The 15,878-nt window shown below is 62.7% G+C and carries 13 protein-coding genes and 3 pseudogenes; 15 read left to right on the forward strand and 1 reads right to left on the reverse strand.

Going from position 1 to position 15,878, the window contains the following annotated elements; all coding sequences use genetic code 11:
• Window positions 1-6: 6 nt before the first annotated feature.
• A pseudogene (locus MF410_RS05415) lies at window positions 7-569 on the forward strand (hypothetical protein).
• A gap of 10 nt (window positions 570-579) precedes the next feature.
• Here MF410_RS05415 and MF410_RS05420 read toward each other — a convergent pair.
• Window positions 580-1,071, reverse strand: a complete 492-nt coding sequence (locus MF410_RS05420) for an HIT family protein (protein WP_097625973.1) — start codon at window positions 1,069-1,071, stop codon at window positions 580-582.
• Window positions 1,072-1,341: 270 nt separating this feature from the next.
• On the opposite strand from MF410_RS05420, the gene MF410_RS05425 reads away from it, so the two are divergent.
• The 14 genes and pseudogenes from MF410_RS05425 (at window position 1,342) to MF410_RS05490 (ending at window position 15,754) form a co-directional block, all read left to right on the forward strand.
• Window positions 1,342-2,265 carry an MYG1 family protein gene (locus tag MF410_RS05425; protein ID WP_097625972.1) on the forward strand — a complete coding sequence of 308 codons (924 nt, stop codon included), beginning with the start codon at window positions 1,342-1,344 and terminating at the stop codon, window positions 2,263-2,265.
• 178 nt (window positions 2,266-2,443) lie between these two features.
• The gene (locus tag MF410_RS05430; protein WP_097625971.1) at window positions 2,444-2,833 is read left to right on the forward strand and encodes a cytochrome c family protein; all 390 of its coding nucleotides are present in this window, start codon (window positions 2,444-2,446) and stop codon (window positions 2,831-2,833) included.
• A 167-nt stretch (window positions 2,834-3,000) separates the two neighbouring features.
• Complete coding sequence (locus tag MF410_RS05435) at window positions 3,001-3,819, forward strand: cytochrome c oxidase subunit II (RefSeq protein WP_097625970.1); 819 nt, start codon at window positions 3,001-3,003, stop codon at window positions 3,817-3,819.
• Between the two features lie 56 nt (window positions 3,820-3,875).
• A complete protein-coding gene (ctaD, locus tag MF410_RS05440) occupies window positions 3,876-5,645 on the forward strand; it encodes a cytochrome c oxidase subunit I (RefSeq protein ID WP_097625969.1) in 1,770 nt (589 codons plus the stop codon).
• Entirely contained in the window at window positions 5,642-6,355 is a 714-nt protein-coding gene (locus tag MF410_RS05445) for a cytochrome c oxidase subunit 3 (RefSeq protein ID WP_097625968.1), read from the forward strand. Before ctaD ends, MF410_RS05445 begins: the two co-directional genes overlap by 4 nt.
• 11 nt (window positions 6,356-6,366) lie before the next feature.
• Window positions 6,367-7,085 (forward strand): annotated as a pseudogene (locus tag MF410_RS05450) (heme-copper oxidase subunit III family protein).
• A gap of 7 nt (window positions 7,086-7,092) precedes the next feature.
• Entirely contained in the window at window positions 7,093-7,464 is a 372-nt protein-coding gene (locus tag MF410_RS05455; RefSeq protein ID WP_097625966.1) for a cytochrome C oxidase subunit IV family protein, read from the forward strand.
• A 40-nt stretch (window positions 7,465-7,504) separates the two neighbouring features.
• On the forward strand, window positions 7,505-8,086 hold the full coding sequence (locus MF410_RS05460) for a dienelactone hydrolase family protein (protein ID WP_097625965.1): 582 nt from the start codon (window positions 7,505-7,507) through the stop codon (window positions 8,084-8,086).
• Window positions 8,087-8,172: 86 nt separating this feature from the next.
• Window positions 8,173-9,216, forward strand: a complete 1,044-nt coding sequence (locus MF410_RS05465; RefSeq protein WP_179867123.1) for an AraC family transcriptional regulator — start codon at window positions 8,173-8,175, stop codon at window positions 9,214-9,216.
• A 76-nt stretch (window positions 9,217-9,292) separates the two neighbouring features.
• Window positions 9,293-10,537 (forward strand): efflux RND transporter periplasmic adaptor subunit, encoded by a 1,245-nt coding sequence (locus MF410_RS05470; protein WP_097625964.1) that lies wholly within the window; start codon window positions 9,293-9,295, stop codon window positions 10,535-10,537.
• A gap of 206 nt (window positions 10,538-10,743) precedes the next feature.
• Window positions 10,744-11,442, forward strand: a complete 699-nt coding sequence (locus tag MF410_RS05475) for an ABC transporter ATP-binding protein (RefSeq protein WP_097625963.1) — start codon at window positions 10,744-10,746, stop codon at window positions 11,440-11,442.
• Window positions 11,439-12,578: an FtsX-like permease family protein gene (locus MF410_RS05480; RefSeq protein ID WP_097625962.1), complete on the forward strand. Its 1,140-nt coding sequence runs from the start codon at window positions 11,439-11,441 to the stop codon at window positions 12,576-12,578. Before MF410_RS05475 ends, MF410_RS05480 begins: the two co-directional genes overlap by 4 nt.
• Before the next feature lie 4 nt (window positions 12,579-12,582).
• A complete protein-coding gene (locus MF410_RS05485) occupies window positions 12,583-13,794 on the forward strand; it encodes an ABC transporter permease (RefSeq protein ID WP_097625961.1) in 1,212 nt (403 codons plus the stop codon).
• A 470-nt stretch (window positions 13,795-14,264) separates the two neighbouring features.
• A pseudogene (locus tag MF410_RS05490) lies at window positions 14,265-15,754 on the forward strand (right-handed parallel beta-helix repeat-containing protein).
• The last annotated feature ends 124 nt before the right edge of the window (window positions 15,755-15,878 follow it).

The following is a 15,878-nucleotide window of genomic DNA, read 5'->3' on the forward strand; positions in this document are numbered from 1 at the left end:
TTCGAGATGCTCGAACGAAATCAGTTTCCCCTGCGGCCCGTCGTCCCCGGCTTCGCTGTCGCCTGGGTCGCCATCATTTCAGGCGCGAGCGTCGCTCTCAGCCTGATTTTTGCCTGCGTCACGCCCTTCGTGGCCCTGGCGGCGGTATCGGCGGTCATTGTTCCCCGGCGCATGGCGCTGACGGCGGTCCTGCTGGCCTGGCTCGCCACCAGATGGTCGGGTATCTCGTGCTCGGCTATCCCCAGACTTGGGACAGCTATGCGTGGGGTCTGGCGATCGGTCTTGCCGCATTTGCATCCCTGGCCGCAGCGCTCGGCGTGCTTCACCTTGCGGCCGGCCTGACCGTCACCGCGGCCGGCGCCTTCATGGCCGGCTTCGTTGCCTATGAAGGCGTGCTCTTTGCTGCGACGGCGGTGCTTCCGTCAGGCGAGGAAGCGTTTTCGGCGTCTGTGGTGGCGAATGTCCTGCTGATCAATTCTCTGGCCGCGATCGGCCTGGTCTGCCTTCACGCCGGCGCGGCAGCCGGCCGTGCGCTCGTTGCAAGCCAGGCGGGACCGGCGTTGCCTTAGGCGCAAAGACCTAAGGTGCCGGAAACCGCATTACCTCCCGCAACAGCGCAATGACCTCTGAGACCGACGGCCCTCTGACCGGTGGCGACACTGCGCGTTCACAGAACTCGCGCCAGACGAACAGCGTCAGTTCCGCGCCGTCCGCTGCGGTTTCTCCGCGTCCTTCTGCAAAGTTCTCGAGCAGACGATACCGGCCGTCCTTCCAGAACAACTCCTCCACCCAGTCATATATCGGAATGACATGAAAATGGATCGGATAACCGGGCGAGTGCCCGTATCGGCCGATATAGACGCGCTGAGCATTCAGGTCTTGTTTCAGCGCCTTCTGCGTTCTTGCAAGCAATGGGCCGAATTCGCCCAACGCCTTTTCCGATAAATCCGAAAGGTCAGTCGTGTCGGTCTTGGAACTGATCATGAGATAGCCGGGAAGGGCGGACTTCATCCGGTGGTTTACGAGCCATCCCGTGGTCTCGGCAACATGAAACTGCAGAGGAATCTGCAAGCGCCGCCTCTTTCGCTTTCGCAAAGGAACATTTCAACGCGGGAGAATAAGCAGTTTTGCAAGGGCTGCAACGGCGATCTTCAAGATCGATGCTCACTCGCTCTCGGCTCCGCGGCGCTCGCTCGCAAGCCCAACGAGCACGAATGGGTGGCGAACGGCAAGGCGCTGAAGTGAAATGCGCCAAGCATGGGTTGAGATCGTCGCCGGCAACGGCTATCTGGTTCCGGACCGCAAGCGGACCCTCCGCGAACGACAAGGCGCAAAGCTCCCATGATCCCCGATTTCCTCGTCACCCATTCCGGTGGCTTCCATGCCGATGAATTGCTGTCGAGCGTCATCCTGACCCGGCTTTTCCCGCAGGCGCGTATCGTCCGCAGCCGGGCGCCGGAATGGATCACGCCAGGCGAAGGCCGCATCATCTACGATGTCGGCGGCGCCTATGATCCTGCTGCCGGGATATTCGATCACCACCAACGCGGCGCCCCGATGCGCAACGATGGCCAGCCCTACAGCTCGTTCGGCTTGATCTGGAAGCATTACGGCCGTGATTATCTCGCAGCCTCCGGCCTTCCCGAAGCCCATGTCGAGGTGGTGCATGGCACTTTCGATGCGGGCTTCGTGCTGCCGATCGATCTGACCGACAATGGCGCGCTCAGCCCCTCGGGGCCGTTGGCGGGCTTGGCGCTGCCTGCGCTGCTGGAGACGCTGAAACCGGTTTTCGACGAAGCTGAACCCGAGGCCGACGATCGCGCCTTCCACGCGGCGCTTGCCATTGCCCGCAGTTTCGTCGAGGCGAGGATCGCCCAGAGTGCCGCAAAATTGCGGGCCGAGGCGATGGTGCATCGGGCAATCGAGGCTGCGGGGCAGGGCCGAGTTCTGGAGTTGCCGAGGGGAATGCCGTTCCGTCCCGCCATCGTCAAGGCAGGCGCCGAGCAGCTGCTGTTCGTCGTCCATCCGCGCGAAAAGGATTGGTGCGTGACCGGCATCCGCCGCGCCGACGAGGGCTTCGAACTCAGGGCGGATCTGCCGGCAGCCTGGGCCGGTCTCGCCAATGGAGAGCTGGAGGCGGTTTGCGGCATAGAGGGCGCGAGCTTCTGCCACAACGGCCGCTTCATCGCCGCCGCCAAGACTCGCGAGGCAGCACTTGCCATGGCCGATTTGGCGGTGAAGGAGGCGCTTTCGATCGGGGTGTAGTGGCCGTTATCCGCCTCGGGTTCACCTGATCTCATCTGCGTTCAGGTGAACCCAACTGTGAGGCGATTGACTTGCATCCGCGAAGGATTAAGCTTCGAGCCATAACAACCACCACCCACACGCGAGAGATAATGGAGGGTGTGAGTGGCCGGCGACCTTGAGGAGGATGAGGTTTGCCATGGATTACCGTGTTGTTCTGCTGATTGGTGCAACTGTCACTGCCCTTTTCCCCGGTGATGCCGGGGCGCAGGAGGGTGATGCGACGGCCGGCGCCACTGTTTTCAAGAAATGCGCGACCTGTCATGTCGTCGAGTCCGATACCAACAAGGTCGGTCCGTCGCTGAACAAGCTGTTCGGCAGGAAGGCCGGGACGCATCCCGATTTCGCCTATTCGGCCGCCATGAAGGCGGCCGGCGAAGGCGGCCTCGTCTGGGACGAGACGGTTCTGCGTGACTATCTCCATAATCCGAAGGCAAAGGTGAAGGGCACGAAGATGGCCTTTGTCGGCGTGAAGGACGACCAGGAGATCACCGATCTCATCGCCTATCTCAAACAGTATTCGCAGTGATGGGCAATATTCGCAGTAACGGGCAATACCCCAAATGACGGGCCGCGGCCGGGGTGGCGCATGGCTAAATTGCCGTAATTGCCGATATTTTCTATCTGTGCGATAATAAAGACGGACTTTTTGCGGAATGCGGTTTCACGGGTCAACCTGCTCGAGGAGGAGCGGAAATGGCTGTCGTGCTGATCCTCGTCCTGATTGTCGTCGGCTCCGTGCTGTTTCATGTGCTGAGCCCATGGTGGTGGACGCCGATCGCGTCCAACTGGACCTATATCGACAGTACCCTCGTCATCACCTTCTGGATCACCGGTATCGTCTTCGTGGCGGTGGTGTTGTTCATGGCCTATTGCGTCTACCGCTTTCGCCACAAGCCGGGCAACCAGGCGCATTACGAGCCTGAAAACCGCAGGCTGGAGGTGCTGCTCGCCTCGGGAACGGCGGTCGGTGTCGCGGCGATGCTGGCGCCCGGCCTCATCGTGTGGAACCAGTTCATCACGGTGCCTGCCGATGCCGCATCGGTCGAGGTCGTCAGCCAGCAGTGGCTGTGGAGTTTCCGCCTGCCGGGTGCGGACGGAAAGCTTGGCCGGGCGGAGACGCGCGACGTCAGCCCCGAGAACCCGCTCGGGCTGGACAAGAACGACGCAAGCGGCCTCGACGACATCATCATCGAGGGCGGCGAGCTGCACCTGCCGATCGGCAAGCCGGTACACATCCTGCTGCGCTCCGTCGATGTGCTCCACGATTTCTATGTGCCGGAATTCCGCGCCAAGATGGATATGATCCCCGGCATGATCACCTATTTCTGGCTCACGCCGACGCGGACAGGGACTTTCGAGATCCTCTGCGCCGAACTCTGCGGCGTCGGCCATCCGCAAATGCGCGGCACCGTCGTGGTCGATAACGACGCGGACTACCAGACCTGGCTCGGGCAGCAACAGACATTCACCCAGCTTACGGCGTCATCGGGAGAGCCGCCGCCGGCAAACTGACGCGGTGACGCGGTCGCAGGCCGGTTCAGGGAACCGGCGGGAAGGGAAGAGAGATCATGGTCGAGATTCCATCCGGCAGCATCCCCTCCGCCGAAGTCGAGGATGTCGAGCTTTATCATCCGCACAGCTGGTGGACCAAATATGTGTTCAGCCAGGATGCCAAGATCATCGCCGTGCAATATTCGATCACGGCGATCTCGATCGGCCTCGTGGCGCTGGTGCTCTCCTGGCTGATGCGGATTCAACTCGCCTTTCCAGGCTATTTCGCCTTCATCGATGCCGATCACTATTACCAGTTCATCACCATGCATGGCATGATCATGGTGATCTATCTCTTGACGGCACTTTTCCTCGGCGGCTTCGGCAATTACCTCATCCCGCTGATGGTCGGTGCGCGCGACATGGTATTTCCTTACGCGAACATGCTGAGCTACTGGATTTATCTGCTCGCGGTGCTGATCCTCGCCGCCGGCTTCTTCGCCCCGGGCGGTCCGACGGGGGCCGGCTGGACACTTTATCCTCCGCAATCCGTTCTTTCCGGCACGCCGGGCGGCAAGGACTGGGGTATCCTGCTGATGCTCACCTCGCTGATCGTCTTCATCATCGGCTTCACCATGGGCGGGCTGAACTATGTGGTGACGGTGCTGCAGGGGCGGGCACGCGGCATGACCCTGATGCGGATGCCGCTTACTGTCTGGGGCATCTTCACCGCCACCGTGATGGCACTGCTTGCCTTTCCCGCGCTCTTCGTCGCCTGCGTCATGATGCTCTTCGACCGCGTGCTCGGCACCAGCTTCTTCATGCCCGCCATCGTCGAGATGGGCACGCAATTGCAGCATGGCGGCGGCAGCCCGATCCTGTTCCAGCACCTATTCTGGTTCTTCGGCCATCCCGAAGTCTATATCGTTGCGCTGCCTGCCTTCGGCATCGTCTCGGATCTGATCAGCACGCATGCGCGCAAGAACATCTTCGGCTACCGGATGATGGTCTGGGCGATCGTCATCATCGGGGGCTTAAGCTTCGTCGTCTGGGCGCACCACATGTATGTCAGCGGCATGCACCCGGCCTTCGGCTTCTTCTTTGCCACGACGACGCTGATCATCGCGATTCCGACGGCGATCAAGGTCTACAACTGGGTGTTGACGCTCTGGCGCGGGGACATCCACCTGACGCTGCCGATGCTCTTTGCGCTCGCCTTCATCGTCACCTTCGTCAATGGCGGGCTGACCGGCCTCTTCCTCGGCAATGTCGTCGTCGACGTGCCGCTGTCGGATACGATGTTCGTTGTCGCGCATTTCCACATGGTCATGGGGGTGGCGCCGATCCTCGTCATCTTCGGGGCGATCTATCACTGGTATCCGAAGGTGACCGGGCGCATGCTGGACGAGACGCTCGGCCAGATCCACTTCTGGATCACCTTCCTCGGTACTTATGCGATCTTCTTTCCGATGCATTATCTCGGCCTGCTCGGCGTGCCGCGCCGTTACTTCGAGATGGGAGAGACCGCCTTCGTTCCGCCATCGGCCCATACGCTGAACATCTTCATCACCGTCATGGCGCTTGTCGTCGGCGCCGGCCAGATGGTCTTCCTGTTCAATCTCGTCTGGAGCCTTTTCCGCGGCCGGGAGGCCGGCGGCAATCCTTGGCGGGCAACGACGCTCGAATGGCAGACGCCGCAGACGCCGCCGGCGCACGGCAACTGGGGCAGGGACCTGCCCGTCGTCTATCGCTGGGCCTATGACTACAGCGTACCCGGGGCTGCCGAAGATTTCATTCCGCAAAATGTGCCGGCAAGCGATGGCGTTACCCGCGAGGCTCCGGCATGAACGTCATCCTGCTTTTCCTCGCCGCCATCGCCGCCATCATCATCTGGTGGCTTTCAGGGCAGCGGCTGACCTCGAAGCCCTGGCTGGAAACCGGCTCGGTGCAGTTGCCGGATCAACACGGCACCGAGCGGCCGCCCGTGCCGGCGGTGAAAATCGGCCTCTTCGTGTTTCTCGGCGTCGTCGGCGCGCTCTTCAGCCTTGCCGTCAGCGCCTATTTCATGCGTGCTGCGTCGGCCGACTGGTGGGGGATGCCGGTTCCGCGCCTGCTATGGGTGAATACTGCGGCGCTTGCGCTCAGCAGTGCTTCGCTGCAATGGGCAAAACGAGAAGCGCAGCATGGCCGCATGGAAAGCCTGCGGCCAGCGCTGGTGACGGGACTTGCGCTAGCCGTCTTCTTCCTCGCCGGGCAGATTCAGGCATGGCGGGAGCTGACGGCGGCCGGCTATGTGCTGGCCGACAATCCCGCCAACAGCTTTTTCTATATGCTCACCGGCCTGCATGGCCTGCATATTCTCGGCGGACTCGCCGTGCTCACGCATACCACGGTCAGGGCATTTTCAGCGGAGGTCGCGCCGGACAGGCTGCGCCTCAGCGTCGATCTTTCCGCGATCTATTCGCATTTCATGTTCGCCGTCTGGCTGCTGCTTTTCGCGCTTTTTGCCGGCTGGGCGAACGACTTCGTCGATCTCTGCCGCACACTACTGAACTAAGGGGTTTGCAGATGGCACAGACTATCGAGACACACGGCGGGGCAGACCTCAGGCCGGCCGGCCTTCGCGGTGTCGCCGCCGATTTCAGCTCGGATCAGCGCGCCTTCAAGACCGCCTCCTGGGGCAAGGCGATGATGTGGATCTTTCTCCTCAGCGACACTTTCGTCTTCGGCTGTTTTCTGATCGCCTATATGACCGCCCGCATGTCGACGCCGGTTCCATGGCCCAATCCGAGCGAGGTTTTCGCGCTGCATATCGGCGGGCAGGATGTTCCGCTGATCCTGATCGCGATCATGACCTTCGTGCTGATCTCGAGCAGCGGCACAATGGCGATGGCGGTCAATTTCGGCTATCGCCGCGAACGCCGCGTGACCGCGATACTGATGCTGCTGACGGCCGCTCTCGGGGCAACCTTCGTCAGCATGCAGGCCTTCGAATGGACCAAGCTGATCACCGAAGGCGTGCGCCCCTGGGAGAATCCATGGGGGCAGCGCAGTTCGGCTCGACCTTCTTCATGATCACCGGCTTTCACGGCACCCACGTGACGATCGGCGTCATCTTCCTGCTGATTACCGCCCGCAAGGTCTGGCGGGGCGATTTCGACGTGGAGCGGCGCGGCTTTTTCACCAGCCGAAGAGGGCGCTACGAGGCCGTCGAGATCATGGGCCTCTACTGGCACTTCGTCGACCTGGTATGGGTTTTCATCTTCGCGTTTTTTTATCTGTGGTGAGGTCGTTATGAGCGAGACAACGGCGCACGGGCAAAGCCCGCATACACAAGCACTGCACGCGCAAGATCACGGACAGCAGCATCCGATCCGGCTCTATCTCTTCGTCTGGGGCCTGCTCTTCGTGCTCAGCGCCTTTTCCTATATGGTCGATTATCTCGGGATCCACGGCTATCTCCGGTGGACGCTGATCCTGCTGTTCATGATGCTGAAGGCCGGGCTGATCGTCGCCATCTTCATGCACATGGCCTGGGAACGGCTGGCGCTGGTCTACGCGATCCTGCTGCCGCCCGTGCTGGTGCTGGTTTTCGTGGCACTGATGGTATCGGAAGCGGACTATACGATCTTCACCCGGCTGGCTTTCTTCGGTGCCACGCCTTAGACATCGGTTATCAGGTGCAACTATCTCCACCGGAGCAACGATGGCCGAGATTCTGCTGTTCCACCACGCTCAAGGGCTGACCCCTGGCGTGCGCGCCTTCGCGGACGAGATCAGGGCAGCCGGCCACATCGTGCATACGCCTGATCTGTTCGACGGGCGCATCTTCGACAGCATCGAGGAGGGGCTTGCCTATATCGGCCAGATCGGATTCGACGCGATCAGGGAGCGCGGCGTCCAGGTCGCCGACGAACTGCCCCGCGAACTGGTCTATGCCGGGTTCTCATTCGGCGTGCTGCCGGCGCAGAAGTTGGCACAGACACGGCGTGGCGCCCGCGGGGCCTTGCTTTTCTACTCCTGCCTGCCGATCAGTGGAAGATGGGCCTTCGGGCCTTGGCCGGAGGGCGTCGCCGTCCAGATCCACGGCATGGATAACGATCCGATTTTTGTCGGCGAGGGCGATATCGACGCGGCCCGCGAGATCGTGGCGAAGGTCGATGACGCCGAGCTTTTCCTCTACCCCGGCGATCAGCACTATTTCGCCGACAGTTCGCTGCCGTCCTATGACGCGGATGCGACCGCGCTCCTCGTTACCCGGGTGCTCGCATTCCTGGATCGCCGCTGATCCCGGCGGCCACCGACCCCACAAAATCCCCACCTAAATCGCGTCCTAAAACATGATGGAGGTCGCGCCGGGCGACGATCTCGGCAATGATGGCCGCCTATTCGCCACGATCCTGTCAGGCCATGCTGTTTATTCCGCTTCCCTTCGCCGTTGCCCTTCTGCTGCTTGTCCTCTTCGTTGCCGTCCTCAGGCGCGACGAGGAGGCGGTGCCGAACCGGCCGTTTCTGGCGCTCATCCTGCTTGCCGCGCTGCAATCCGTGCTCTCCGGCCTGCGTTGGGGATATGGGGTCCAGGCCGTTGGGTTGGTCGCGCCGGTGATCGCGGCGATGGTGCCGCCGCTTGCCTATGCCGGGGTTTCCCGGCTGGTGAGAACGAGCCGGCGGCCGCTGCCGGCGCGGATGGCCCTGCATGCCGTGCCCGCCGCCCTTATCCTGCTGCTGATGGCCGTTTGGCGGGAGGCGATCGACATCGCGCTGGTGCTGATCTTCGTCGGTTATGCCCTGGCGATCCTGCTTTTGATGGGCCCGGGCGCCGATGCGCTGCGGCTGGCGCCTTTCGAAGGGGCGGTGCCGGCCTACCGGGCAATCATCTTTACCGCCGCCGCCCTGTGTCTCTCGGCTGCGATCGATACCTTCGTCTTCCTCGACCTCACCTCGGCCCATAGTGCGCGGGCGCTGATGCTGATCAGTATCGGAAATCTCGCCGTCCTCGTCATTCTCGGCATTGCGGCGGCCGCCGCCAGCCGAAGCCGGGCGCCGGCGGAGATGGTGGAGACGGCGCCACGGCCGGAGACGAGCGAAGACAAGGAAACGATCGCCGCGGTCGATGCGCTGATGGAGGCCCGCAAACTCTATCGCGATACCAATCTCAATCTCGACCGGCTGGCCCGCAAGACCGGCATCCCCGCCCGCCAGATCTCGGCGGCGATCAACCGGGCGATGGACAAGAACGTCTCGCAATATGTCAACGACTACAGGATCGGCGAGGCCTGCCGGCTGCTTGCCGGCACCGAGAAACCAGTGACTGAGGTGATGTTCGAGGTCGGCTTCCAGACGAAGTCCAACTTCAACCGTGAATTCCGACGGGTGACGGATATGACGCCGGTTGCGTGGCGGCAGAGGAAGGGGTGAGGCGGACGGCCTGATCCTCGAAGGACAAGGACGGCCACTGCCACGTACACAATCGCGATCGAGGACTCCCTGGATCGTGTTCGAGGTCGCGATTGCTGTCGGGTCGGCGATGTTTGCCGGCATGAACACGACATCAGAACATGACCGAGACCTTGCGGCCAAGCTCAGATCGCTTTCGATCGAGCCCGGGACCTTGAAGATGGCGCCGCCGAAGCCTCGTGCCCGGCGGCGCGTGATCCCTGGCGCGATGCTTGTCCTTGCTGCGGCGGCACCGCTGGCGGCGGCTCTTTTCTATAGGGCCGAGACGCTGCAGCGTGTCGAGACCGCGCTTGCGGGTTTTTCGGGCGGTGATCTTGCGATATCCGCTGATAGGGTGGAGAGGCGCGTCAGAGACGGCGTCGCTGTTGGGGCGATGCGGACTCCGACCGAGGATGGAGCGAAGAGCACAGCTGCGTCGACCCGGGAAATCACCGGCTCCGGCTATGTTGTCGCCACCGATATCGCCACAGTCTTTTCCAAATATGAGGGCCGGATCGTCGCGGTCGAGGTCGACGCGGGCGACAGCGTCGTCGCAGGGCAGGTGCTGGTGCGGCTTGACGATGCCGGCGCAGGCTTTTCGCTTCGGGGCGCCGAGATATCGGGACGGGCGGCGGCGCTGGCGCTTGATGCAAGGACCATCGAGTTTGCACAGGCGCGATTGTCGTTTGCGCGCAGCGAACGGCTCGCCGGGCGCGACGCCATGTCGGCGCAGTCGCTGGAGGAGGCGAGAACGGCTGTCGATAAGGCCGAGAATGCCGTCCTGCAGGCGCGCCAGGATGCTGAAAAGGCGGAGCTCGAGATCGACAAGGCGCGTGAGCGGGTGGAGGCGCTGATCGTGCGTGCGCCGATCTCCGGCATCGTCACGCGGCTCGACGCGCATGTCGGCGACACGGTGCTGTCGCGCGAGGACAGCGTGCGGGAGGATGAAAGCCTGCTCACTATTACCGATATGGCGAGCCTGGTCATCGATGCCGATGTGGCCGAGGCCAATATCGCGCTGATGCGGCCGGGCCTGTCGGGCGAGGCGATTCTCGACGGCTTCCCCGGCCAGCCCTTTGCGATCGAGGTGTCGAAGATCGCGCCTGTCATTTCGCGGGAAAAGGGGACGGTGACGCTGCGCCTGTCGCTGACGTCGCCGCCGCTGGGCATGCGGCCTGCCATGGCGGCGCGTATCCGGCTGGTGGTGGGGGATGCCGCGGCTTCCGGTGCGTCGGCCGCTGGTGCTCATCACCCGCCCTCGTCCTTCGAGGCTCCGGCCTTCGGCCTGCGCACCTCAGGATGAGGGCTGGTTGTTGTGCCGTGTGGCTGGAAAGCTGATCGGGTGCCGTGCGGCAGGCGGGCTGATTGGTGCCGTGCGGTTCGGCTTGTTGTGCCGGAGATCGCAGCTTCTCTCCGACCTCATTCTGAGGTGCCCCGCAGGGGCCTCGAAGAACCAGGGCGGCCACCGGTTACCGGCCACAGATCAACAAACCACCAAGGAGCAGAGCAATGACCGACACTCAAGACCCCTATATCGCGCTTGCCGGCGTCAGGAAGGCGTTCCGGATCGGGGCGGAGACGATACCGATCTTTTCGGGGCTTGACCTCTCCATTCCGCGCGGCGATTTCGTTGCGGTCATGGGGCCGTCGGGTTCCGGAAAATCGACGCTGCTGAATATGCTGGGCGGCATCGACAGCGCTGACGCCGGCGAGATCCGGATCGGGCGCAGCCATCTCGAGCAGATGGGCGAAGGGGCGAGGGCCGCCTGGCGGGCGCACAGCATGGGCATCGTCTTCCAGTTCTACAATCTGCTGCCGATGCTGAATGCGGCTGACAATATCGAGTTGCCGCTGCTCTTGAAGCCGCTGACGCGCAAGGAGCGTCGGGCGCGTGTCGACACGGTGATGGATCTGGTCGGGCTTGCCGGGCGCCAGCGGCAGTTTCCGTCGAGCATGTCGGGCGGGCAGCAGCAGCGCGTCGGCATTGCGCGTGCCATCGTCGCCGATCCTGATCTCATTCTCTGCGACGAGCCGACCGGCGATCTCGACCGGAAATCGGCCAATGATATCCTGGAGATGCTGGTCTTCCTCAATCGCGAGCTTCAGAAGACCATCATCATGGTCACGCACGATCCCGAGGCCGCCGCCTTTGCGAGGCGCACGCTGCATCTCAACAAAGGCGAATTCGTCGAGGGGGAAGGCCGATGACCTTTTTCCAGCTCATGCGGCGCAATGCCTGGCGTAAGCGGCTGCGCGCCATTCTGCTGATGTTTTCGGTCGGCATCGCCTTCCTGATCTACGGACTGACGGCGAGTTTCGTCAGCGGCAGCCAGGGGGCGGCCGGCGCCAGCGACAATCTGCTCGGCGTGTTCAATAAATCGGGCCGGGGGCTGCCGCTGCCGATTGCTTATCTCAACCGGATCGCGGCGGAAGGTGGTGTCGCCGCCGTCGCCTATACGGCGCGGATGCGCGGCTTCGTCGAGGTCGAGAAGAATGTCGTCGCCGTCAGCGCGGTCGATCCGCAGGCGATTGCCGCGGCCAATGGTGCCGAACTCCGGCTGACGCCCGAGCTGATCTCGGCGCTGGAAGAAGGCGGCGACCGGGTGCTCGTCGGCAGAGCGCTGGCTGAGGCGCAGAACTGGTCGGTCGGCCAGCGCATCGGCCTCACCAGTCAGCTCATGAAGGCCGACGGCAGCCGGAACTGGAGCTTCACCATCGCGGGCATCTTCGAGGGGGCTGATGCCGGCAGCGACACCTATTTCATGCTCGCTCGCTACGACATGGTCAATGCCGCCCGCGCGCGGGACAGGGATACCGTCGACGCCTTCGTGGTGCGCCCGCGCGACGGTATCGCTTCGGGCGTGCTGGCGGCGCGCATCGACGCGCTCTTTGCCAATTCTGCGGCGCAGACCCAGACGCAATCGGAAAAACAGTTCCTCGAAGGATTTCTCCGGCAGTTCGCCGATGTCGGGCTGATCGTCAGCCTCGTCGTCGGCGCGGCCTTCGTGACGATCCTGATGATATCGGTCAACACCATGCTCTTTGCCGTCAGGGAGCGCCGCTTCGAAATCGGCGTGATGAAGGTGCTCGGCTTTTCCCGGGGTCGCATCGTCGCGCTCATTCTCGGCGAGACGCTGTTCATCTTCGCCATCGGCGGGGCCGGCGGGCTCATCCTGGCCAAGCTCGCGACACTGTCGATCGGGCCGGAATTCGGCCTCGTCTTCAGCGGCGAGGTACTGCTGAAATCCATCGCGATCATTGCCGGGCTCGGCCTACTGACCGGGCTGCTGCCGGCCGTGAACGCCATGCGTCTGCCGATCGTCAACGCTTTCAAAACGAGATAATCCAATGTCATCAGCGCTCAAGCAGACCTTTCTCATGATGAGAATCAATCTCGGCAGCCTGCCGCGTCGGCTCGCGATTTCGCTGTCGATGGTGCTGTCGGTCGCTCTCGTGGTGGCGGTGCTGGCAGGGTTTCTAGCGATGGCGCGCGGCTTCGAGGCGGCTCTTGCCGGTGCCGGCTCGCCAGACATCGCCGTCATCCTCGGCGGCGGCACCAACCAGGAAACCGGTTCCGACGTGCCGGCAGATGCGATCCGCAGCCTGACCGCCATCAGCGGGGACACCGGCATCGCGCGCGACCGGGCCGGCGGGCTGGCGCTGTCGCGCGAGACCATCGTGCCGATCGATGTGAAGGGGAGCGACGGCGCCGAGCAGACGCTGTCGCTGCGGGGCATGGACCGCACAGGGCTCGATCTGCGCGGCCGCGCCCGGCTTTCGCAGGGGCGGCTGTTTGCGCCGGGCGGACGCGAGATCGTCGTCGGCGCCCGCATCGCAGACGCTTTCCCCGGCTTTGCCGTCGGCCGGAGAGTGCGGTTCGGCGCTGTCGATTGGACCGTCGCCGGTCATTTCACTTCCGGCGGCAGCGCCTTCGAATCCGAGATCTGGGCGGATCTGGATGCTGTGCAAGCGGCCTTCGGCCGGCAGGGACAGGTGCAGAGCCTGCGCGTGCGGCTTGCCGGCGGGGGCGATCCCGCGCGTGCGCTGGCGGTGCTGCGCGAGAGACTGTCCGATATATCGGGCACGCCACTCACATCAATCCCCGAGGCCGATCTTTATGCCGCGCAGGCCGAACGCACCGAGAGCCTGATCCGCCTGTTCGGCTGGCCGATCGCGCTGCTGATGGCGGTCGGCGCGACGGCGGGCGCGCTGAACACGATGATGAGCTCGGTCTCGGACCGCGGCGTTGAGATCGCCACCTTGCGTCTGCTCGGCTTTTCCCGCCTGCCGGCATTCGCCACCACCTGGTTCGAGGCGGTGCTGCTATCGGTGGCTGGCGCCGGTGTCGGCATCCTCACCTCCCGGCTCGCCTTTGACGGTTGGCAGGCAAGCACGATGGGCGCAAACAATACCAAGATGGCGTTTGACCTTGTGGTTACGCCTGATGTGATTTTGACGGCAGGTTTGCTCGGGCTGGCGGTCGGCGTGATCGGTGGTGCCCTGCCGGCGCTGGCGGCGGCAAGGCTGCCGCTGAGGGCGGCGTTGCGGGAGAGGGGGTGAAGTAGTGCCTCGAAGACCTTGGCTGCCGTGCCGTTTGGCCCCCTCATCTGCCTGCCGACATCTTCTCCCCGCTGGGGAGAAGTGGAATCGTGGGAACGTTTTGCCCTTCTCGAACGCATCCTGTGTAGACACGAAGCCTTCGGCTTGCTCCCCCAGCGGGGAGAAGGTGGCCCGAAGGGTGGGATGAGGGGGCTACACGGCATATCTTTTATTGCTCCATCGCTCCACATACCGCCGATTCATGCAATTACCCCGCCGGATAATTTTCGGATAAGTTGCATCTTTCCAGTGTGTTAGCAAATCCGCGCCATTGCCTGTGGAGTAAGGTCCGCAAACTGGCCCGCTGCCGCATTGACAACATCTTCTCGCCCTTTTGCCGTGGCGGGTTGCTCCCGCCGCGTTCGGACGGCCGGTTCCGGTCGATTCGAGTGGCGATGTAGCGATCCGACGAACAGGGCAACATTGGCGATATGACAATCTACTATGTGAACTCAGCGACTGGCTCCGACCGCAACGGCGGAACGGGCCAGAACTCGGCTTTTGCGACTTTGTCCAAAGTGGAATCCTTGACTTTGAAACCGGGCGACAGCGTGCTTCTTGCCAAGGGCAGTGTCTTCAACGAGCAGTTCGATATCAAATATTCCGGCACCGAGAGTGCGCCGATCAAGTTCGGCAGTTACGGGACGGGGACCGCACCCGTCATCCACAGCGGCGGCGATGGCATTCACAGTCTTTATGCCTCGAACATCGTCATCGAAAACCTCAAAATATCGAACACCGGCGGTGCGGCCATCTATGGCGGCGATGTCACCAACTGGACGGTCCGCAATGTCGAGATCGCCAAGAGCGGGATGTCGGAAAACGCAGGCGCCGTCACCTTCAGGAACAGCAAGAACGTCACGGTCGAAGACAGCAAGATATCTGATGTCAAAGGCGACGGTTTCTGGATCGAAAAGGTCAGTGGCGTCAAACTTCTTAACAATTCCGTCACCAGTGCCAGCGGCTCTACGGCCGATGCGATGCAGGTCAACGACAGCAGCAATATTCTGATCAAGGGCAATCATCTCGACCAGACCCATGCCGTCAGTCCGAAGGGGGAATCGCGCTGGTGCGGGCCTCCGATGCCGTGGTCGCGGACAATGTCCTGACCGGCGGCGGCTTCGGTATCAGCGCGCCTGCGGGCAAGAATGTCGCCATCCACGGCAACGACATATCGGGATATCACGGTTACAGCTGGTCCTTCGCCGTCGGCCTCGGCGATCAGGGCAGCGCACGGGATTACGACATTTCTGGCAACCACATTCACGATGGCGCCTGGGGCGTGGCCGTCAGCGGCGCCACCGGCACCAGCTATAGCCTGACGAATATCAAGGTCCACGACAACGTCTTCGACGACCTCACACAGGCGGCGCTGAAGGTCGACAGGCCGGCATCCGGCTCCTTCTACAACAACACCATCGAGACCGGCGTCAAGGCCACCAGCATATCCCCCGCCATCGTCGACGCGCATACCTTTTCCGTCAGTAACAACCACACGGTCGCAAGTGTCGAGACGGCGCTTGCAAGCACCGAGGCCAAGGTTGCCGCAACGACGGAGGCGGTCTCCGACCCGGCAGTAGTCGCCGTTCACGACAATCTGAAGATCTTCACCGATACGGGCGAAGCCCATCGCGGCAATCTTCTGGAGAACGACAGCTCCGACAACGATACGCTGGTGCTTCGCCGCTTCGGCGACGAAGCCGTCGGCAAGCACGGCCTGACACTGACTGGAGACTACGGTTCCATCCACGTGGACCGGGAAGGCAACTATGCCTACACGCTCGATGAAACGAAGCTGCCCGACGACCATAGTGGACATGTGAGCGAGTCTTTCAAGTACGGCATCGACGATGGAACCTCCCATCACAGCGACGCGGATACGCTGACCGTCTTCATCCATATGGATGGCTTGCTAAGCTAAGATAGGGGACGGCCTCTCTCCGCCCTCGTCCTGAAGCGTCCCGTAAGGGGCATTGAAGGGCGAGGGCGGCTGTTCCCTTACGGTAATTGCAAACGGTCCATTACCATTTCATTCACCTTTCGGT

The sequence above is a fragment of the Rhizobium sp. C104 genome, assembly GCF_022354505.1.
Taxonomy (GTDB): Bacteria; Pseudomonadota; Alphaproteobacteria; order Rhizobiales; family Rhizobiaceae; genus Rhizobium; species Rhizobium redzepovicii.